Genomic DNA, 20,179 nt, shown 5'->3' with positions numbered 1-20,179 from the left:
TGTCTCACCCTAGGGGCGAGGTGCTTAAGAATTCCTCAAGCGCGCGCTATTCTTTGGGGGCACCGACATTGCGGGACGCCATGATCACGCTGGTGGTGTAGGCTGTGTTCTTGTCCATCGCCGAAAGGATATTCGCCGCCGATTGCGGAGCCATGCGAATCAGAAATCCTGCGGCAAAGGCGGGATCCATGGAATCAAAAATCTCTGCCGCATTCTTGGGCTTCATTTCTTCATAAACTGCGGTCAGTTGCTGGATATCCCGCTCTGCCGCGTTATCGGCAATGGCCAGGGTCGCGGCCAGCTTTTCCTCGGCGGCAATCAGTTCGTCACGCCGTTTTTCAAACTCAGCCTCAGCAATCTGCAGAACAGCCAACCGCTCTGCCATCTTTGCATCGCGTTCATCCAGTTGCTGCGCCCGTTCCTGCACGACAGTCAAAAGCACATCGGCATCTTCGGGAGGTGGGCAATCCACTGCCGCCATTTCCGGAGTTTCCGGCGCATTCCCGGCCTGCTCGGCATAGGCCTGGCCAACGGTCAGCACCCGCAGGCCGCCGGAAACAAGGAAACAGGCGATCAAAAGGGCCATGGCATGGCCGCGCCGGGGAAGGGAGCGGCCAATCATGAGCCGGACACGCCTGCCAGACCGCGCAACGCGGTAAGCAGATCGTCATCAGTGGACCGTGCCTCCCGCTTGGCGGCGACTTTCTCGGTTGGCACGGGACGCGCTTTATCGCCTTCGTGGACGGTGGCCAGCAGCATCTCCAGCCGACCGGCGGCTATTTCTGCGCGCGAGGTCAGCTCGGACAGGTGTTTGGTCCGCTCCAGCGTTGATTTCTTTGCCTCCAGCAGTGAGGCGTGGGTTTCATCCACCTGCGCGGACAGGCTGGCGATAGCACCACCCAGCCCTTTGTCAAGATTGCGCAGATCGTTCAGCTTGCGCGACAACACCCAGCAATAAAGCGCGGCCGTTCCCGCAGCTGCGATCAAAAGCCCGTCGGCGATAAACTCCATCGGTCAGCCCTCCTAGCTGAGAATAAATTCGACAATCAACAGATCGCGGACATGGTCCTCGCCCAGAACGATCTGAATACGGCGCAGCATCTGCGCGCGCAGCAAAGTCAGGGAGCCGGGCTTTTCCAGCTCGTCCTCCTCCACCGCGCGCAGGAAAGTGTTCAGCACATCCTGAATGCGGGGCATCATTGCCGTAACGGTGCCGACATGTTCCGGCGCGACCTCCAGCTCGGCAGTGAATTTCAGCAATCTTGCATTGGCCCGCGGCCCCAGGGAAACGACCAAAGGCTCCAGTGGGACAAAGGCAACATTGGCATCTTCAGCCATATGCGCTGTGTCATGCCCGCCGCCAAGCAGGCTGTCGAGAATACCTGAATAGGTCGCAAAAAACCCGCCGCCCCCAGCGACCAGCGCTCCGATCAGAGCGATCACTATACCTTTGGCTCCGCCCTTGGGCGCTGGCGCATCCTCGGCCTCAGGATCCGGTTGTTGATCTGTCATCTGCGTTCCTCCGCCAAACCTGTTGGCATCGGTATTAACCACAGCAGAGCTAACCAATTCTTAAGCCTGACCCCGCATGACTGATCACAACATCGCCGCGACCAGAACGGACGGGGTGACTGCGAAGAGGTCCATGTCTTGAATCAGCTTCTAGCCAACTGGGACGCGCTTGATGGGCGGCGGAAAACCATTTTTGCCTTTGCTGCAGCCGTTGCGATTCTGGCCATGGTGGGCGTGGCCCGGCTGGCAACGCGGGCAGATATGTCCCTGCTGTATTCCGGTCTGGACGCGGCCGCTTCGGGTGAGGTGATTGCCGCGCTGGAACAGCAGAATGTGCTTTTCGACGTGCGGGGCAATTCGATTTATGTCGACAGCAGTATGCGCGATCAGGTGCGTTTATCGCTGGCCGCGGACGGGCTGCCGCAGAATGGCAATGTCGGGTATGAACTGCTTGATTCGATGTCCGGCTTTGGCACCACGACACAAATGTTTGACGCTGCCTATTGGCGCGCGAAAGAAGGCGAACTGGCGCGCACAATCGTTGCCTCCCGCGATGTTCGGGCGGCGCGTGTGCATATCTCCAACCCGCTCAATCAGCCATTTGCGCGGGATATCAGGCCTACTGCATCGGTAACGGCGACCATGGCCAATGGCACGCTGACCGAAAGCCAGGCGATGGCGATCCGGTATCTTGTGTCCTCGGCCGTTTCGGGCCTGGGCGCGATGGATGTCGCCGTGATCGATGCCGAGGCCGGGGTGATTCTGATCGCGGGGTCGGAAAGCTCAGGCACGCCCGGAACTGACACGATTGAGACGCGCGAACAGCAGATGAAAACGAATGTGGAACGGTTGTTGGCAGCGCGTGTTGGCGCGGGCAAAGCTGTGGTTGAGGTGAATATCGACGCGGATATGGACAGTCAGACCATCATCGAGCGCGTCGTCGATCCCACCAGCCGGGTCGCTGTATCCAGCGAATTGGAAGAAAACTCTGAAAGCACGCAAGGCAATGACAGCGGCGCGGTGACCGTTGCCTCTAACCTGCCTGACGGTGACGCGGCGGACGGCGTGTCCAGTTCATCCAGCACCACTTCGCAAACGCGGGAGCGGCAGAATTTCGAGGTGTCTGAAACCCGGCGCGAACGGATTGTTCAGCCCGGTCAGATTCGCCGGATCAGCGTGGCAGTCATGATCGACGGGATCAGTGAAACAGCCGCCGACGGATCGGTGAGCTGGGCACCAAGGCCCAAGGAAGAGATGACGGCGCTGCGGTCCCTGGTCGAAAGCGCAATCGGCTTTGACCCGGCGCGCGGCGATGTCGTGACCCTGCAATCGTTACAATTCCCTGCAATCGCCGGGCTGGGAACCCTGGCCGAGGCGGAGGAGACCGGTTTTCTTGGTGGCGGCCTTATACAGCTAATCCAGACGGTGGTTCTTGGAGCCGTTGCGCTGGTGTTGGGGCTGTTCGTGATCCGACCGATCCTGACCCAGACGCCGCCACCCGCCCTACCCGCACCCGAGGCACAAACCGCTGGTGCGGTAGAAATTCTGGATGGCGACAATACAGCACAGATGGCGGGTGCCGCCGGGGCGCAGCTGGAAAAACCGGATGAAAGCAAGCTGCAAAACCTGCGCAGCGTGATCAAGGACCGCTCGGACGAATCTGCCGACGTTTTGCGCCGCTGGATCGAGGATGCCAACGCCGAAGGGAAGGCCTGATCTATGGCCCTATTGCAGCTAGAGACATTTTCACCCCTTGGCGCGACCGAGACGTCGGCCTCGCAGGAAACCGCCAAGCTGATCGCCAAGGCCTATCGCGATGGCCATGCGAAAGGCTTTCAGCAAGGCGCAGATGAAAGCGCCCGCGAACATGCGGAAGTGCAGGACCAATTGCGCGGGCAGCTGATCGAAGCTCTGCGCGACGACGCCATGGAACAGCACGCAGCGCAGACCGCCGCCATTGCGTCCCTGCTGCCGGTGATTGACGCAATGGTCAGTACTTTGGCCCCCGCGCTGGCTGAAGCCGGGTTTGCAAAGCAGTTGACCACGCACCTGCGCACCGCTCTGGATCACCGGCCGGACCTGCGCCCCGTGCTGCACTGCGCGCCCGAAGCCGCAGCAACCCTGCAAGCCGCATTAACTGACTGGCCCGGTGCCAGCGAGGTGGTTGAAGACAACCGCCTGACACCGCTTGAGGCAAAGCTCCATTGGGACGACGGCTTTGACCATATCGACCTGGATCGCTGCCTTGCAGAAATGACCGAAAGCATCGCCCGCTTCCGCCAGGCGCTTGCCCCTGATCAGAACGAGGATTTGTCACATGTCGGATGACATCGAGAATACGCCCATCTCTCCGCTACAGGACGAACTGCCCCCGACCGAGGCCGAAGTGTCTGATATGCTGGGCAACGCTGACAACCAGCGCCGTGAAAGCGCGTTTATGGGCGTGCCCATCGACGTGACAATCTCGGTCGGGCGGGCGCGGCCTTTGGTCAGCGAACTGGTGCAACTGCGCCGCGATTCGGTACTGACCCTGAACTCCAAGATTGACGATCCGGTGGAGCTGTTTATCGGCGACCGCCTGATTGCCCGCGGCGAGTTGCAGGAAATGGATGACGGCACCGGCCAGTTGGGCGTACGCCTGACCGAGGTGGCCGACCTGTCACGAGGGGTCTGACCCATCTTTCGCATCTGTCTGACAGGCCTGATCCTTCTGCCCGCCTGCCTGTTGCCCGCGGCGGCCGTAGCGCAGGAGGTTGCCATTAATTTGGGCGACGGCTCTCTTACCCTGCGCTCTGTGCAGCTGTTCGTGCTGATCACATTGCTCAGCCTCGCCCCGGGCCTGGCCATCATGATCACCTGTTTTCCCTTCATGGTCACGGTCCTGTCGATCCTGCGCCAGGCCATCGGCGTACAGCAGGCCCCGCCCAATATGATGATCGTTAGTCTGGCCCTGTTCCTGACCTGGTTCGTGATGGAACCGGTCTTTACCCAGGCCTGGACCGAAGGGGTGCAACCAATGCTGGCGGGCAACACCTCCCCCGATGAGGCTTTTACAACCACAATGGCCCCGTTCCGAAGCTTCATGGAGACGCGGGTCGACCCCGAAACCTTTCTTATGATGCAAGAACTTGCCCCCCGCCGTGATGCCGAGCCGGGGCTTTCGGTTCTTGTACCCTCTTTCCTGCTATCGGAAATTCAGCGCGGCTTTGAAGTTGGCTTTCTGGTTTTTTTACCCTTCCTGATTATTGATCTGGTGATCGCTGCCGTTCTGATGTCGATGGGGATGATGATGGTGCCGCCCGCAATTGTGTCGCTGCCGTTCAAACTGGCGTTTTTCGTATTGGCCGATGGCTGGTCCCTGCTGGCCGGTGCGCTGGTCCGGAGCTATGCGACATGACCACGACAGAGGCAGAGCAGACCCGGATTTCAACAGAGCCCGGCGCTGGCGGGGCTTTGGTCCCCGCTGCGCAAAGCGAACGGCAGCCGGCTGAACGCCAAGGCGACCGCGCCGAACCATGGGAGGCCATGCGCCAGGGTCTTTCCGGCAAAACCGACGAGATCGACCCGATCAACAAAGCGGCCATCATCCTGACCGCCATCGGCCCGGAACTGGCCGGTGACTTTCTGAAGTCGATGAACGAAACCTCACTAACACGCATCGCCACAGCGATTTCCGGCCTTGATCGCGTTCCAGCAGAACTGCTGGACAGCATCATTGCAGAGTTTCTGCTGTCTATCGGTACGGATGAGGAAGTGTCGGGCGGCTCTGGCACCGCGCGACGGTTGCTTGGTCAGGTGCTTGACGACAACTCGATCGAAAAGATCATGTATGATGTCGAGGGCGGGGATACCCGGGCAGCATGGAAGAAGCTGAACGATTGCACCCCGGCACAACTGTCAGTTTTCATAGGCGCAGAGCATCCTCAGACCGCGACCGTTATCCTGTCAGAGTTGCGCCCTGACAAGGCGGCTGGCGTGATCGAGCGGCTGGACAACGAATTTGCCCAGCAATGCGTGTTTCGGCTATCACGCGTTCCCGCTCTCGATAATGATGTCGCAGAAATGGTAGAGCGTGTGATCGCGCGCGACTTCCTGTCTGCAATCCAGCGCACCAAACGGTCCCGCAGACCTGCCGATGTTATTGCTGGCCTGATGAACAACCTGACCGCAGAGGTTCGGGAAAAATTCATCGCGCAACTGGAAGAGCAGAAACCAGCCCTGGCCGCAGAGGTGCTGCGCACCATGTTCACCTTCGCCGATATCCACAGCCGTGTGGAGCCGCGCGATGTTGCCATCATCGCCAAAGAGGTGGACGAACCGGTGCTATTGCTGGCGCTGAAATGGGCGGTTCTGCAAAGCAACCCCTCTTACAGTTTCATTGTCGAAAATATCTCGAAACGCCTGTCCGAACGTCTGGTGGAAGAGGTCGAGTCCATGCCCGATTGCAGCCAGCGCGACGGCGAAAGCGCACATCAGGAGGTTGTGCGTCAAATTCAGGCAATGGCCAAAGCTGGCACGATTCAACTGCTCGAAGAGGAAGGGCCGGATGAGTAGAACAGGAAAGCTTTTGATATCAACGCCGTAGCGAGATAGCACTCGATAGGCTCTAGCCAGCGTAAGAGAGATATCTGTGATCCGCCTGTAAGCAAATTGGTCAGGATGAGACGATCTACATCAGCAAAATCAACCTTAAGGAGAATATTCTCTAGAAAACTGTCACAAATTGTCTTTAATCACAGTTGAAGGGCAGCTATGTCGTCCAATGTCGCGCATCTGTGACACTGGCAAATTGTAACGATCGGGGGCGAGTGTGATGATGAGAAACTTAAAAAGTATAGTGCTCGGAATGTTTCTGGCGGGCGCTGCTACGGCGGTCAGCGCCGATACCGTTGCCATCAGGATAGATCATGGTGATGTGGTTATCACCGGGCATTTGGTTTCGGATAAGGGCGTGAACTACCTTATAAAAACCCGCTTCGGCATAGTTCAGGTCGCAAAAAGCGTCGCCAGCTGCGATGGGTGCAGCCCGGTCGTTATGGCGCTGGCTGACTGATATCGCGCAAATGGGAAGGGCTGGTGTCAATGCCTCCCTTTGTTGGCTTTATGATGCCCGACTAGGTTCTTTGCGCAGCGCAACAGCGACACCCCGGGTTGATCTCATGGTGACAAATAACTGTTTGAATGTTTACCATGCGTTACCTCCCCTGATATCGGGGGTGACAATGAATAATCCATATCTTGCAATCCTTGGCATCGTTCTGGTCACGGTGTTGGGCGACTGGGCCTTGAAGATCGCATCAATGCAAAAGGAATGGGCAAACCGCCACCTGTTGTTGGGCATGGGGCTTTATATGATGTCGGGCCTGGGCTTTGTTATTGCCATGCGCCACATGTCGCTGGCCACAGTCGGTGTCTGGTACGCGGTGCTGACCGTGCTGATGATAACAGCACTGGGCTTTTTGTTTTTGATGAAAAGCTGATGCCCCGGGATATCGCCGGAATTTTCTTTGCGATTGTCGCATTGGTGCTGATGGCACGCTTTGCGTAGCAGTCGGCATAGCCGTGCACTTTTCCCAACGGGAAAAGCCAAGCCTCAACCACTCCGCCGACACAGTGACGGAGTGGCGAGAAGTCAAATCAACCGCAATAGACGCGAGTGATTTTGTCGTTCTCGTCGAACACGATATTCATACGGTTCGGGTTGAAATCTTCGGTCACGGCGTCACCAGGATTGATGAAACGTGAAACCGGTGATTCAAAAGACACAGCGGCCAGATCGTCGACCGTCTTGCCTATCAGATTCTGCTGTTTCGGTGCCCCGCATTCGGTCGGCTCAGGCGCAGCTTCGGTCGGAACCTCGGCTTCGCTGCAGCTAACCATCGCCAGTGTCATCAAAACGATTGGGATTCTACGGCCCATCTTCGTTCTCCTGCTCTCATTGTTTGTAGTCTTGTTGTTTTGCAGCATTGAACCACCAACAGAGTCACAGCACAAGGCGCGACAGATTTAGAATGCTAAAAGCGCCGTGATTTCGCCACCGCGCCCTGCATCGTGGTTAAACAGCGATTGCGGCGACTATATGTCGTGGTAGGGACACATCACCACTGTTGCATATCAGCCGCGGTTCATACGGTTTGCGATCAGATCATCGACCACTGACGGATCCGCAAGGGTCGAAGTATCGCCCAGCGCGCCGTAATCATTTTCCGCAATCTTGCGCAGGATACGCCGCATGATCTTGCCGGACCGGGTTTTGGGCAGGCCCGGCGCCCACTGGATCAGGTCCGGTTTGGCGATCGGACCGATCTCCGTGCGAACCCAGCCTTCCAGTTCCTTGCGCAACTCATCCGAGGGTTCGGTCCCTGACATCAACGTAACATAAGCATAGATGCCCTGCCCCTTTATATCGTGCGGATAGCCGACCACCGCCGCCTCGGCCACTTTGGCATGGGCGACCAGTGCGCTTTCCACCTCGGCCGTGCCCATCCGGTGGCCCGAGACGTTGATCACGTCATCGACACGACCGGTGATCCAGTAATAGCCATCGGCATCGCGGCGGCAGCCATCGCCGGAGAAATAATAGCCTTTGTAATCCGCAAAATAGGTCTTCACGAAGCGTTCGTGATCGCCATAGACCGTGCGCATCTGACCCGGCCAGCTGTCCTTCAGACACAGCACGCCCTCGGTCGCGGTGTCGGTCTGTTCCTGCCCGGTTTGCGGGTCCAGAACCACCGGTTCCACCCCGAAAAACGGCTTAGTGGCCGAGCCGGGCTTGGTCGCTGTAGCACCCGGCAGCGGGGTCAGCAGGTGGCCCCCGGTTTCCGTTTGCCACCAGGTATCGACAATGGGCCTTTCGCCCTTGCCGACAACGGTGTTGTACCAGTTCCAGGCTTCGGGGTTGATCGGCTCACCCACCGTGCCCAGCAGCTTCAGCGAAGACAGATCGCAGCGGGTGACATAGTCGTCGCCCAGCCCCATCAGCGCGCGGATGGCGGTGGGGGCGGTGTAGAATTGATTGACCTTGTGCTTTTCACACACCTGCCAAAAGCGGGAGGCGTCCGGGTAGGTCGGCACCCCTTCGAACATCAGCGTTGTCGCACCGTTGGCCAGCGGGCCATAGAGGATATAACTGTGCCCGGTGACCCAGCCGACATCCGCCGTACACCAAAAGATATCGCCGTCGTGATAGTCGAATGTGTATTGATGCGTGATCGACGCATAAACGATGTATCCGCCAGAGCTATGCACAACCCCCTTGGGCTTGCCCGTAGACCCTGACGTATAAAGGATGAAAAGCGGATCTTCGGCGGCCATTTCCTCGGCCGGGCAATCAGGGCTGGCGGTGGCCATCTCGGCCTTTACGTCAACGTCGCGATCCTGGATCCAGATGGTCTGGCCGCCGGTATGTTTGACGACCAGGCATTTTACCTTGTCGCTGCAATGCAGCAGCGCGGCGTCAGTGTTGGATTTCAGCGCCGTCTTACGCCCGCCGCGAGGGGCCTCGTCGGCGGTAATAACAACTTTGGCGTCACAATCATTTATACGGTTGCCAAGCGCATCGGGCGAAAAGCCTGCGAACACCACCGAATGCACCGCGCCGATCCGCGCAGTGGCTAGCATGGCATAGGCTGCCTCGGGGATCATCGGCAGATAGATCACGACCCGGTCACCCTTGCCCACGCCCTGCGCCTTCAGCACATTGGCCATGCGGCAGGTGTTTTCGTGCAACTCGCGATAGCTGATGTGCTGCGCCGGGGTATCGGGTTCGTCCGGCTCCCAGATGATCGCGGTCTGATCGCCGCGCGTGGCCAGATGCCGGTCAATGCAGTTGGCAGCGACATTCAGAGTGCCGTCTTCGAACCATTTGATCGAGACATCGGGGTGGGCAAAGCTGGTGTTCTTGACCTTGGTAAAGGACTTGATCCAGTCGATGCGTTTGCCGTGCTCGCCCCAGAACGCATCCGGGTCATTGATCGAAGCGGCATACATCTTGTCGTAGGTCGCCGCATCAATATGGGCAGAGGCCGCAAATTCCGGTGATGGTGGATAAAGTGCGTCGGTCATGGTGTCCTCCCCCAATTTATTCGCTTAGGCGGATCGTCAGATCGCCAGATATTCTTCGCGCAGCTGGGCGTTATCCAACACCTCTTGCGCGGTGCCGTCAAACACGACTTGTCCCATATCAAGAATCACGGCACGATCTGCCAGTTTCAGTGCGGCAACGGCGTTCTGTTCAACGATGACGGTGGTCATGCCAAGGCTTTTGATCTCGATCAGGGTACGTTCGATTTCCTGCACGATGACCGGGGCCAGCCCCTCGTAGGGTTCGTCCAGCAGCAGCAGCTTGATGTCACGGGCCAGCGCGCGGCCAATGGCCAGCATCTGCTGTTCACCACCTGACAGGGTAATCCCCTCCTGACTGCGGCGTTCGCCAAGGCGTGGGAATAACTCGTAGATGCGCTCAATCGACCAGCCATGCGGCGGGGCGATCTGGGCCAGCTTAAGGTTTTCCTCGACCGTCAGGCCGGGGATGATACGCCGGTCCTCTGGCACCAACTGGATCCCCGCCTGCGCGGCCTCAAAGGACTTCATCTCGTGGATTGGCTTGTGGTCCAGCCAGACCTCCCCATGGGTCAGGGCCGGTTCGCCGATCTGAGCGATAGTCCGCAGGGTCGAGGTTTTGCCTGCCCCGTTGCGGCCAAGCAAGGCCAGAATCTCACCCTCATGGATGTTAAAGCTGACACCCTGCACGATGTAGCTTTCGCCATAATAGGCATGCAGATCATGGGCCGAGAAATAGGCCGGGGCCGAGCGTGGAATATGATTTTCCGCTGCTTCGCGGAACTGATCGTCGATATCCGTCATACCTGCGCCTCCCCAAGATAGGCTTCGCGGACCTTCGGGTGGCCCTTGATGTTTTCCGGCGTGTCCTCAACGATCACGGTGCCTTGCGCCAGAACAGCAATCTTTTCGGCCAGGCTGAACACCACGTGCATGTCATGTTCGATCACCACCTTGGTGATGCCGCGGGTCTCACCGATATGTTTCAGCAGGTCGATTGTTTTGTTGGTGTCGGCCCGCGCCATCCCGGCGGTGGGTTCATCCAGCAGCAACAGCTTGGGATCCTGCACCAGACACATAGCCATTTCCAGCCGCCGCTTATCGCCGCGTGACATCTCGGACGCGGTCATGTTGCGCTTATCGGCCATGCCGACATCGGTCAGCACCTCCTCGGCCTGATCGCGAATTTCCGCCTCGCGTAAGACGCGGCCAAACGGGTTCAGGCGATAGGCACCATCGCGTTTCGCAAAGGCGGGGATCATGACGTTTTCCAGCACGCTCAGATCGGTGAAAATCTCGGGCGTCTGGAAAACGCGACTGACGCCAAGCTGGTTGATCTGGTGCGGCTTGATGCCTAAAAGGCTTTTGCCCTGAAACATGACCGAGCCGGTATCGGGCATCAACCGCCCAACAAAGCAGTTCAGGAGTGTTGATTTTCCTGCACCATTCGGGCCGATGATGGCGTGAACGGTGCCTTCCTCGACATTCAGATTGACGTTGTTTAGCGCCTGCAAACCGCCGAAGCGTTTGTTGACGTTCTGGACCTCTAGGATTCCCATATCGCCTTCGCTCCTTACTCTGCCGGGGTGGAGTCGGGGGTGCTGCCACCGGTGTCTTTTCGGTTCTTGCGGCGCTTGCCGCTGAACCAGCCGGCGATGCGCTGGCCACCTTCGACAAGACCGCCAGGCAGGAAGATCACGATCATCATGAACAGGATCCCAAGCGTCAAATGCCAACCCTTGCCGATAAACGGATAGATCACCGCCACGATGAAGTCCTCGATCCCGTCCGGCAGCCAGTAGAACCACTGGTGAAGGATGGTTTCGTTGATCTTTGAGACGATGTTTTCCATGTACTTGATAAAGCCCGCACCCAGCACCGGCCCGATCAATGTTCCGGCACCGCCCAGGATGGACATCAGCACGACCTCACCGCTTGCCGTCCAGAACATACGTTCAGGCCCAACCTGCGTGTCCATTGCGACCAGCAAACCACCTGCAAGGCCCGCATACATGCCTGAAATCACAAAAGCCGTCAGTGTGTAAGGCTTGGTATTCACCCCCGTGTAGTTCAGACGATTCTGATTTGATTTGACCGCCCGAAGCATCATTCCCATTGGCGAGCGGAAGATACGGATCGAAATATAAAAAGCGATCAGCATGATGAACGCAGCCAGATAGTAGCCAAAGTTCAGCGTGAACACCCAATCGCCAAACGTCACCTCAGTACCAGCGCGCATGTCGATACCAAAGAAGCTGGCCCGAGGGGTCACTCCTGTCGCCGCACCATCCAGGATACGCGGATCATTCAGCTTAAGCTGTAGCCCCGTCTCGCCACCGGTGATCGGTGTCAGAACAGAATAGGCCAACTGATAGGACATCTGGGCAAAGGCCAGTGTCAGGATCGAGAAATAGATGCCAGAGCGGCGGAGGCTGACATACCCCACCAGCAGCGAAAACAAGCCTGCAACGATCACCGACGCGATAATCCCGGGGATCACATTGACGGTCAGAAGCTTCATCATCCAGATGCTGGCATAAGATCCGACACCCAGAAACGCCGCGTGCCCAAAGCTGAGATAGCCGGTCAGGCCAAAAAGGATGTTAAACCCAATCGCGAATATCCCGAAGATCACAAAGCGCTGCATCAGGTCGGGATATCCCGCGTTGAATTGCGCAAAACTCGATCCTTCGGGGAACGGGTTCAGGATGACAGGCGCAAATACCGTCAGCGCAATCACGATGAGAAACAGGCGCGTGTCCTTGCGGTCCAATTTCAGCATGTCTTAATCCTCCATCACGCCTTTGCGACCCATCAACCCGCGCGGACGGGTCAGGAGTACGACGATCGCGACCAGATAAATGATGATTTGGTTGATGCCGGGCAGCGCATTCAAAACTGCCGTCATCGATGCAAAGCTTTCCAGGATACCCAGCAGGAACCCCGCCAGAACAGCACCACCCAGTGACCCCATACCACCGACAACGACCACAACGAAGCTCAGGACAAGAAAGTCCATGCCCATGTGATAGTTAGGTGAGTTGATAGGCGCATACATCACGCCAGCAAGACCCGCGACACAGGCCGCGATTGCAAACATGATTGTGAACCGGCGATCAATGTTGATCCCAAGCAGTCCAACGGTCTCGCGGTCTGCCATCCCCGCGCGCACAACCATGCCGAAGGTCGTGTAGCGCAGGAAGAAAAAGACAGCACCGATGATCATCGCGGAAAAGGCAAAATAAACGAGACGCCAGTAGGGGTATATGATCGAGCCGGGATCCATGCCCAGCATCGCACCGAAATCAAAGCTTCCTGCAAAAGCTGACGGTGCTGGCGACGGGATCGGGTTCGCGCCGTAGAAATACTTTATGATTTCCTGCAGGACAATCGCTAGGCCAAAGGTAACCAGGATCTGATCCGCATGCGGACGCTTGTAGAAATATTTGATCAGGCCCCGCTCCATCGACAGGCCAATCAGGATCATGACCGGAATGGCAAAGATGATCGAGACCGGCACGGCCCAATCGATAAGCGCCGCGCTGAATTCCGGACCGAAGATATTCTCGATATAGGGTGTCTTGACCTGAAGCGGGTTACCAAGAAAGTCCGTCCGGTCAGGATCGACCGTCATGTAGGACAATGTCAGCAACCGGTTGAAGGTGACAGCACAGAAAGCGCCCAGCATGAATAGCGCGCCATGCGCGAAGTTAACCACGCCAAGTGTGCCGAAAATAAGTGTCAGGCCAAGCGCGATCAGCGCATAGGCCGACCCTTTGTCGAGGCCGTTAAGGACCTGCAGCAGAATTGCGTCCATGAATCTGTTTCCTGCGGTACGGGTTTAGAAGCCACCGCGTGAACCGGGGCTGTCGGCGGTTCAGGGCCGGCAGGGTATACCCGCCGGCCCCCGGAACCTTATGCGCCTGCGTTACAGGTGCCGAGGCTACCGCCCGCAAACTGTGGGTGACCGGGTTCGTAGGTTACCTGAGCAACCGGTGTCACCTCTACCACTTCCAGAAGGTCGAAGTCGGAGGAGGGGTTTTCTTTCCCTTTCACAACCAGAACATCCTTGAAGCACTGGTGATCATCGGCCCGATAAAGCGTCGGACCATTGCCCATACCATCGAATTCAAAGCCTTCCAGCGCCTCGACAACACCACATGGGTTAAAGCTACCCGCACGCTCAACAGCATCCGCATAGAGCAGCGCCTGCACATAGCATGTGTGTGCTGCCTGACTTGGCGGGAAGCCATATTCGGTGCCGAAGGATTTAACGAACGCCTTCGATCCTTCGTCGGTAAGCGACCAGTGCCAGTTCGTCGACCCGAAGATACCTTTAACGTTGGCACCTGCACCCTTCGCCATAAGGCGCGAGTATAGCGGAACGATGATCTCGAAGTTCTTGCCGTTCACGACACGATCGCGCAGACCAAACTGAACAGCATTGGTCAACGAGTTCACCATGTTGCCGCCGTAGTGGTTCAGAACCAGAACATCTGCGTCAGACTGCAGAACCGGCGTGATGTAAGCTGAGAAGTCAGTTGCAGAAAGCGGTGTTTTTACAGCTTCTACTGTTGACCAGCCCATCGCCTCGGTCGAGGTCCGGACAGCCTCTTCGGTGGTGTAACCCCAGTTGTAGTCGGCGGTCAGGTGATAGGCCTTGCGGTCTTCGCCGTAGGCGTTCTTAAGAACTGGCGCAAGGGCCGCACCCGACATGTAGGAGTTGAAGAAGTGGCGGAAGCCGTTGGCCTTCCTGTCCTTACCGGTCGTGTCGTTGGAGTGGGTCAGGCCAGCCATGAAGATCACGCCCGCTTCCTGACACAGGGCCTGCACGGCCACAGCAACACCCGAGGACGATCCACCGGTAATCATGATCGCACCATCTTTTTCGATCATGGATTTCGCACTTGCGCGCGCGGCGTCAGATTTGGTCTGAGTGTCACCCGTCACAAACTCGACCTTTTTGCCGAGGATCCCGTTGCCCTTCAGCGCCTTGGATGAAAACGTGTTCATCATCCCGCCGTCGCCTTCGCCGTTCAGATGCTTCACGGCCAACTGATAGGCCCGCAGCTCATCCGCGCCCTCATCAGCATAAGGACCTGATTGCGGCACATTGAAGCCAAAGGTGACACTGCCACCTGTCGGCTCATTCACATAAGCACGCGCAGCACTGGTAAAGATCGTTGGCAATGCAAGCCCGGCACCAACCACAGCGCTAGACTTAAGTAGACCACGACGATTCAGTTTAGTATCTGACATGAAGCTCCTCCCAAAGGATATGTTTGGCCCGAGGGCATGGGTAATAACCCACGGTCAGTATTCGGCAGGATAGTCAATCACGCAATAAACTATTGCGAACAAACAATTTTGATGTAAATATTTTTCGATGCTGCGCTGCAAAATTGTAAATACTTTACATTGCAGCGCAAAAATGGCAGTCAAATCAAAGGTGTTCCGATGCCCCGCTCCCTTGCTGGCAGCCGCATCCGAGAGGTCCGGCGTCGCGCCAAGATCAGCCAGACCGAACTGGCGCGGCGCTGCGGTATCTCAGCCTCTTACCTCAACCTGATTGAACACAACCGGCGCAGAATCGGCGGGCAGGTGCTGAACGCGATTGCCGAGCAGTTGGAAATGCATCCCGGTGATCTGGATGATGGCAGCCAGTCCGCCCTGGTTTCCGACCTGACCGAGGCGGCAGCCCGAAATGCCGGTCCTGACAGCCGTGCGCCAGAACTTGCGGCTCAGTTTCCCGAATGGGCGCAGATCATCACCAGAATGGACCGGCGTCTGCGCGATCAGCAGGCCGCAATTGCAGGTCTTTCGGACCGGCTGGCCCATGATCCGTTCTTGTCAGAGAACGTCCATGGCATGTTGTCCAATATCACCGCGATCCGCTCGACCGCGTCGTTGCTGGCGCAGGTCGAGGATATCGGCCAAGGTCAGGTTCGCACCTTTCATCGCAATCTGCATAGCGAAAGCGTGCGACTGTCCGACACGGCACAAGGGCTGGCCGATTACCTGTCGCGCGCAGGCTCACCCGATGCCGGGGCCGCCACGGCCGAGGAAGCGATGGACCGGTGGCTTGAGGGGCAAGGCCATAGCTTTCACGCGCTGGACCTTGAGGCAGAAACGCTGTCAAAATTGCCCTTTGAGGCCGCCCACCCACGCCTTGATGCGCTGATCGACGATATACTGACGGCGCAGGCTGATCCCGGGATCGATGCGCCTGCCCGCACGCATCTGCATCAATACGCGCAGGACGCTTATGCGATGCCGCTGCACCGGTTCCATCAGGCCGCACAAACCGCCGGGTATGATCCGCTGCCGTTGGCGCAGCAATTCGGCCAAAGCCCGGTCGCAGTATTCCGGCGACTGGCCGTGCTGCGTCGCCCGTGGATCGAAGCCCCGCAGTTTGGTCTGATCATCAGCTCTGCCTCGGGCGTTCCGCTGCTCCGCCAACCACTGCCGCGCTTTCCCTTGCCGCGTCACGGCAATGCCTGCACGCTCTGGCCGGTGTTTCAGGCATTTAGTCAGCCGGGCCAGCCGGTGTTGAGGTCTATCACGCATGACACCGGAGCGATCTTTACCGCCCTTGCGCTGGCGGTGCCGCGCGATGCCACGGCCCTGACCCGGTCCGATCTGGTCGCCGCCATGTTGCTGGTCAGTACCGAAAGCAGCCCCTGGCCATCCCCACCGGCAGAACCGGCAGATGTCGGCACCACTTGCCCGATCTGCACCCGCTCACAATGCCCGGCCCGGACCGCGCCGCAACTGATCCCGGCCTGAATCCCCGTGACACTGCCCTAAAAACCCCGCTAGTCTTGTCATCAAGCGGCGACAAAAGCCGTCTTAGGGAGATAGCTTGTGTCAAAGCGCGTATTGATCATTGAGGACGAACCCAACATCGCCGTCGCCTTGCGGTTCCTATTGGATCGTGAGGGGCTTGAGGTTCGGGTGGTTCAGGATGGCGCCGCTGCCCTTGAGACCATCACCGACGCCCCGCCGGATCTGGTCATTCTGGATGTCATGCTGCCCAACCGATCCGGTTTCGACATTCTGCGCGATATCCGCCAAAGCGAACACACCGCCCTGCCTGTCCTGATGCTGACCGCCAAGGGCCAGCCGCGCGACCGGCAAACCGCAGAAGAGTTGGGCGTCAATGCTTTCCTGACCAAACCCTTCTCAAACGCCGAGGTGGTCAAAACTGTACACGAGTTGATCGCCGCATGAGCGACACGGACCCCACAATCGCCGATCGCGCCCTTGCGCGCCGCCGCCGCGAGGACACGGCGTTTGTGCTGCCTGTCTTTGGTGTGGCGCTGACCGTGTCGCCCGTTCTGAATATCTTTGCTGGGATCGAGACAATTGCCGGTATTCCGTCTGCGTTTTTGTATATTTACGCGGTCTGGATGTTCCTGATCCTTGCCACGCTCCGCATCTCGCGCAAGCTGATGCAGGGCGAAACCGGCTGATCTTATGCGTGACGGCAATGCCCTTCTGACCGTCAGCCTGACCTATGCAGCCTTTCTGTTTCTGATTGCATTCTGGGCGGAACGACGTGCCGCACATGGCAGGCTTGGATGGCTCCGCTCCCCCTGGATCTACACGCTGTCGCTGTCGGTCTATTGCACGGGCTGGACGTTCTATGGTGCGGTCGGCTCTGCCGCGCGGGGGGGATTGGATTATGTGCCGATCTATCTTGGCCCATCACTGGTCTTTTTCGGCTGGTGGTTTCTGATCCGCAAACTGGTCCGTATCAGCCGCACCCAACGCATCACGTCTATCGCTGACCTGATTTCCTCTCGCTACGGCAAAAGTGCGACCTTGGGCGTTGTGGTCACATTGCTGGCGGTGATCGGCTCCACCCCTTATATCGCGCTTCAACTGCAATCGCTGACCCTGTCCGTTTCGGTCCTGTCCGAGGGTGGTGCCCCGCCAACCGTGACGCTTTGGCTGGCCATCGGTCTGGCGATTTTTGCCATTCTCTTTGGAACCAGAACGATTGATGCGAATGAGCAGCACCATGGCGTAGTCACCGCAATTGCCTTTGAATCCGTGGTGAAACTGATCGCGCTGGTCGCCGTTGGCATCTTTGCCGTCTGGGGTTTGCGCGACGGGCCTGCGCATGTGTTTGAAGGAATGCCAGCCGGTTTTGTGCCAGAGCAGCTTTATACGCCGCGCTGGATCACCCTAACCTTTCTGTCCGCCACAGCCATCATATGCCTGCCGCGCATGTTTCAGGTATTGGTCGTGGAAAACGCTGATGAGCGGCATCTGACCACCGCGTCCTGGGCCTTTCCGGCCTATCTGTTGTTGATCAGCCTGTTCGTTCTGCCCATCGCTGTCGTCGGCAAACAGGTTTTGCCCCAGGGGGCCAACCCCGATCTTTATGTCCTGACCCTTCCCCTGTCGCAAAACAGCGAGCTTTTGACCCTGCTGGCCTATCTGGGTGGGTTTTCGGCCTCGACCTCGATGGTGATCGTGTCGGCGATTGCGCTGTCCACGATGATCTCGAACCACATTGCCGTGCCGGTCTGGCTGCGGCTTAGTGCGGGGCGGGTTGAAACCTCGGGCGATGTCCGGTCCGTTGTGTTGACCAGCCGGCGGATATCCATCGGGGTGATCCTGGGGCTGGGGTATCTTTATTTTCTTGTCACAGGCGGTTCGGGGGCGCTGGCATCTATCGGGTTGATTTCCTTTGCCGGTGTGGCGCAGCTGTTGCCCAGCCTGCTCGGCGGCATCTATTGGCGCGGTGCGACGCGCAAGGGAGCGTTGACCGGGATCGGGATCGGCTTTGCAATCTGGGCTTATACCTTGTTTCTGCCCAGCTTCGAAGGGGCGTTCATCCTGTCGGCGACCACATTGTCCGAGGGCCCTTTTGGTATCGCCGCCTTGCGCCCGCAGGCGCTGTTCGGCCTGCAGATTGATGATCCGCTGGTCCATACGATCTTTTGGTCGATCCTGCTAAACACAACCAGCTTTGTCGCGGTGTCGCTGATGTCACAGCCGCCGATGCTGGAACGTATACAGGGCACGCAATTCGTCGATGTGTTCCGCCAGTCCGAACCGGTGCGGGGTATGGTGGTCGGGCGCTATGCCTCGTCCGAGGAGCTGTTTGCCCTGGCGCAGCGCATTCTGGGTCGCGATACCGCCCATGCACTATTTGCCGAGGCCGCAAGGATGCAGGGCAAATCGCATGGGTTGCCTGACCCGGATGACGCGCTGATTGCCCGGGTCGAGCGGGAGTTGTCAGGCTCCATCGGCTCCGCCTCGGCCCATGCGATGGTGGGGCAGATCGCGGCGGGTGGGCAAATCTCGGTCGATCAGCTGATCCGAATGGCCGATGAAACCGCGCAAATCGTGGAGTATTCCCAACAGCTTGAACAGCAAAGCCAGCAGCTGGAGGAAACCGCAAGCGAGTTGCGCAGCGCCAATGCGCGGCTGACCACGCTTAGTGCGCAAAAAGATGCGTTCCTGTCGCAGGTCAGTCATGAATTGCGCACGCCCATGACCTCCATCCGGTCCTTCGCCGAAATTCTGAAGGACCGCGAGATAGAGGAGGATGAGGCACAGAGGTTCACCGCCATTATCCACGACGAAAGCCAAAGACTGACCCGGCTGCTGGACGAAATTCTGGACCTGTCCTTTCTGGAAAGCGGCCAGGTCCGCTGGGATCTGAAACCCTGCCGCGTGCAGGCGGTCATCGACACCGCCCTGTCCGCAACCGAAGGCCAGCGCCGGGCCGAAAAAGTCGCGCTAAATATCGATGGCGACGGGCTTCAGGCCGAGGTAATGGTCGATTTTGATCGTCTTGTGCAGGTTCTGGTCAACCTGATCTCAAACGCTGTGAAATATGGCCAAGCGGAAGCGCCGCGCATCAACATCCGTGCCACTATCAGCGACACACGGCTGCATATCGACATTGCCGACAATGGTCCCGGCATCCCCGAGGATCAGCACGACCACATATTCGAAAAATTCGCCCGGCTGAGCGAGGCAAGCCTGTCAGGCAGCGCTGGCCTTGGCCTGCCCATCAGCCGCGAGATCGTGCGCAATCTGGGTGGAAAACTGACGTTTTTGCCGCAAAAACAAGGGGCCGCATTCCGGGTCAATTTGCCATTAACTGATCCATAGGACCTGTGATAAAAACACGGTGCCAGCCGCTGACAGCAGCCTTGCACCTGTCTGATGCCAGGTTTTAGAATTACCCTTCCACAATCCTGTTTGTATGGGATGAAGATCAGATTTTCGGCAGATCATTTTCTTGGGGAGACAATGTGAATTGGGTCGGTCTGAAGTCACATTTATAGCGTTGTCCAAGTCCATCGCAGACGCTTCAAGAGCTGCGTTCGGAAGGCTATTGGGCACCCATCGGGAAACGTTTTACTATTTCACCCTCGTGACGTCCGGTGAGGCACTTGTCCCATGCCCTTCAGCATGGTCGGAAGAGGCTCTTGACCGCACCTGCGCAAACGATCTGACCTGCTCCCCGAAACTTCCCTCGTTCTGATGTAGAGTTTGCTCAACCTTTTGAAGGAGCAAACGAATGCGAAAGAGCCGTTTCACGGAAGTCCAAATCATTGGGATGATCAAAGAACAGGAAGCC

22 protein-coding genes are annotated in these 20,179 nt (G+C 58.0%); 12 read left to right on the top strand and 10 right to left on the bottom strand.

Going from position 1 to position 20,179, the window contains the following annotated elements; genetic code table 11:
- Nucleotides 1-46: 46 nt before the first annotated feature.
- Genes ACW9UQ_RS12185 through ACW9UQ_RS12175 form a run of 3 tightly spaced genes read right to left on the bottom strand, consistent with a single transcriptional unit; the run spans nucleotide 47 to nucleotide 1,512 of the window.
- Nucleotides 47-586: a MotE family protein gene (locus tag ACW9UQ_RS12185; RefSeq protein WP_458931295.1), complete on the bottom strand. Its 540-nt coding sequence runs from the start codon at nucleotides 584-586 to the stop codon at nucleotides 47-49.
- Between the two features lie 32 nt (nucleotides 587-618).
- Nucleotides 619-1,011: a hypothetical protein gene (locus tag ACW9UQ_RS12180; protein ID WP_458931294.1), complete on the bottom strand. Its 393-nt coding sequence runs from the start codon at nucleotides 1,009-1,011 to the stop codon at nucleotides 619-621.
- Between the two features lie 12 nt (nucleotides 1,012-1,023).
- Nucleotides 1,024-1,512, bottom strand: a complete 489-nt coding sequence (locus tag ACW9UQ_RS12175) for a flagellar basal body-associated FliL family protein (RefSeq protein WP_458931293.1) — start codon at nucleotides 1,510-1,512, stop codon at nucleotides 1,024-1,026.
- A gap of 138 nt (nucleotides 1,513-1,650) precedes the next feature.
- On the opposite strand from ACW9UQ_RS12175, the gene fliF reads away from it, so the two are divergent.
- The 7 genes from fliF (at nucleotide 1,651) to ACW9UQ_RS12140 (ending at nucleotide 6,992) form a co-directional block, all read left to right on the top strand.
- Nucleotides 1,651-3,228, top strand: a complete 1,578-nt coding sequence (fliF, locus tag ACW9UQ_RS12170; RefSeq protein ID WP_458931292.1) for a flagellar basal-body MS-ring/collar protein FliF — start codon at nucleotides 1,651-1,653, stop codon at nucleotides 3,226-3,228.
- A gap of 3 nt (nucleotides 3,229-3,231) precedes the next feature.
- On the top strand, nucleotides 3,232-3,840 hold the full coding sequence (locus ACW9UQ_RS12165) for a FliH/SctL family protein (RefSeq protein WP_458931291.1): 609 nt from the start codon (nucleotides 3,232-3,234) through the stop codon (nucleotides 3,838-3,840).
- The gene (locus ACW9UQ_RS12160) at nucleotides 3,830-4,186 is read left to right on the top strand and encodes a FliM/FliN family flagellar motor switch protein (protein ID WP_458931290.1); all 357 of its coding nucleotides are present in this window, start codon (nucleotides 3,830-3,832) and stop codon (nucleotides 4,184-4,186) included. The genes ACW9UQ_RS12165 and ACW9UQ_RS12160 overlap by 11 nt, the downstream gene beginning before the upstream one ends.
- A 3-nt stretch (nucleotides 4,187-4,189) precedes the next feature.
- On the top strand, nucleotides 4,190-4,909 hold the full coding sequence (gene fliP / locus ACW9UQ_RS12155) for a flagellar type III secretion system pore protein FliP (protein WP_458931309.1): 720 nt from the start codon (nucleotides 4,190-4,192) through the stop codon (nucleotides 4,907-4,909).
- Entirely contained in the window at nucleotides 4,906-6,066 is a 1,161-nt protein-coding gene (locus tag ACW9UQ_RS12150) for a FliG C-terminal domain-containing protein (protein ID WP_458931289.1), read from the top strand. The genes fliP and ACW9UQ_RS12150 overlap by 4 nt, the downstream gene beginning before the upstream one ends.
- A gap of 256 nt (nucleotides 6,067-6,322) precedes the next feature.
- Nucleotides 6,323-6,565 (top strand): hypothetical protein, encoded by a 243-nt coding sequence (locus ACW9UQ_RS12145; protein WP_458931288.1) that lies wholly within the window; start codon nucleotides 6,323-6,325, stop codon nucleotides 6,563-6,565.
- A gap of 169 nt (nucleotides 6,566-6,734) precedes the next feature.
- Complete coding sequence (locus ACW9UQ_RS12140) at nucleotides 6,735-6,992, top strand: hypothetical protein (RefSeq protein WP_458931287.1); 258 nt, start codon at nucleotides 6,735-6,737, stop codon at nucleotides 6,990-6,992.
- 157 nt (nucleotides 6,993-7,149) lie between these two features.
- Here the strand turns inward: ACW9UQ_RS12140 and ACW9UQ_RS12135 are convergent, their stop codons facing one another.
- The 7 genes from ACW9UQ_RS12135 to ACW9UQ_RS12105 form a co-directional block, all read right to left on the bottom strand.
- Nucleotides 7,150-7,431 carry an I78 family peptidase inhibitor gene (locus ACW9UQ_RS12135; RefSeq protein WP_458931286.1) on the bottom strand — a complete coding sequence of 94 codons (282 nt, stop codon included), beginning with the start codon at nucleotides 7,429-7,431 and terminating at the stop codon, nucleotides 7,150-7,152.
- A gap of 195 nt (nucleotides 7,432-7,626) precedes the next feature.
- Nucleotides 7,627-9,576, bottom strand: a complete 1,950-nt coding sequence (gene acs, locus ACW9UQ_RS12130; protein WP_458931285.1) for an acetate--CoA ligase — start codon at nucleotides 9,574-9,576, stop codon at nucleotides 7,627-7,629.
- A 36-nt stretch (nucleotides 9,577-9,612) separates the two neighbouring features.
- Nucleotides 9,613-10,377 carry an ABC transporter ATP-binding protein gene (locus tag ACW9UQ_RS12125; RefSeq protein ID WP_458931284.1) on the bottom strand — a complete coding sequence of 255 codons (765 nt, stop codon included), beginning with the start codon at nucleotides 10,375-10,377 and terminating at the stop codon, nucleotides 9,613-9,615.
- A complete protein-coding gene (locus ACW9UQ_RS12120) occupies nucleotides 10,374-11,132 on the bottom strand; it encodes an ABC transporter ATP-binding protein (RefSeq protein WP_458931283.1) in 759 nt (252 codons plus the stop codon). The genes ACW9UQ_RS12125 and ACW9UQ_RS12120 overlap by 4 nt, the downstream gene beginning before the upstream one ends.
- Before the next feature lie 14 nt (nucleotides 11,133-11,146).
- On the bottom strand, nucleotides 11,147-12,355 hold the full coding sequence (locus ACW9UQ_RS12115) for a branched-chain amino acid ABC transporter permease (RefSeq protein ID WP_458931282.1): 1,209 nt from the start codon (nucleotides 12,353-12,355) through the stop codon (nucleotides 11,147-11,149).
- A gap of 3 nt (nucleotides 12,356-12,358) precedes the next feature.
- Nucleotides 12,359-13,390: a branched-chain amino acid ABC transporter permease gene (locus ACW9UQ_RS12110; RefSeq protein WP_458931281.1), complete on the bottom strand. Its 1,032-nt coding sequence runs from the start codon at nucleotides 13,388-13,390 to the stop codon at nucleotides 12,359-12,361.
- A 98-nt stretch (nucleotides 13,391-13,488) separates the two neighbouring features.
- The gene (locus ACW9UQ_RS12105) at nucleotides 13,489-14,832 is read right to left on the bottom strand and encodes a substrate-binding protein (RefSeq protein ID WP_458931280.1); all 1,344 of its coding nucleotides are present in this window, start codon (nucleotides 14,830-14,832) and stop codon (nucleotides 13,489-13,491) included.
- 198 nt (nucleotides 14,833-15,030) lie between these two features.
- Here ACW9UQ_RS12105 and ACW9UQ_RS12100 point away from each other — a divergent pair, with 198 nt between their 5' ends.
- The 5 genes from ACW9UQ_RS12100 to ACW9UQ_RS12080 all read left to right on the top strand — a co-directional run bounded on the left by ACW9UQ_RS12100 (nucleotide 15,031) and on the right by ACW9UQ_RS12080 (nucleotide 20,083).
- Nucleotides 15,031-16,359 carry a short-chain fatty acyl-CoA regulator family protein gene (locus tag ACW9UQ_RS12100; protein WP_458931279.1) on the top strand — a complete coding sequence of 443 codons (1,329 nt, stop codon included), beginning with the start codon at nucleotides 15,031-15,033 and terminating at the stop codon, nucleotides 16,357-16,359.
- A gap of 78 nt (nucleotides 16,360-16,437) precedes the next feature.
- Nucleotides 16,438-16,803, top strand: a complete 366-nt coding sequence (locus ACW9UQ_RS12095) for a response regulator transcription factor (protein WP_458931278.1) — start codon at nucleotides 16,438-16,440, stop codon at nucleotides 16,801-16,803.
- Nucleotides 16,800-17,045 carry a hypothetical protein gene (locus tag ACW9UQ_RS12090; protein ID WP_458931277.1) on the top strand — a complete coding sequence of 82 codons (246 nt, stop codon included), beginning with the start codon at nucleotides 16,800-16,802 and terminating at the stop codon, nucleotides 17,043-17,045. The genes ACW9UQ_RS12095 and ACW9UQ_RS12090 overlap by 4 nt, the downstream gene beginning before the upstream one ends.
- Before the next feature lie 4 nt (nucleotides 17,046-17,049).
- Nucleotides 17,050-19,707, top strand: coding sequence for an ATP-binding protein (locus ACW9UQ_RS12085; RefSeq protein ID WP_458931276.1), 2,658 nt, complete (start codon nucleotides 17,050-17,052; stop codon nucleotides 19,705-19,707).
- A gap of 130 nt (nucleotides 19,708-19,837) precedes the next feature.
- A complete protein-coding gene (locus ACW9UQ_RS12080; RefSeq protein WP_458931275.1) occupies nucleotides 19,838-20,083 on the top strand; it encodes a DUF4303 domain-containing protein in 246 nt (81 codons plus the stop codon).
- Nucleotides 20,084-20,179 lie beyond the last annotated feature (96 nt).

The sequence above is a fragment of the Halovulum sp. GXIMD14793 genome (assembly GCF_054457435.1).
Note: the sequence above shows the minus strand (reverse complement) of the source record. Positions and strands in the feature narration are given on the sequence as shown.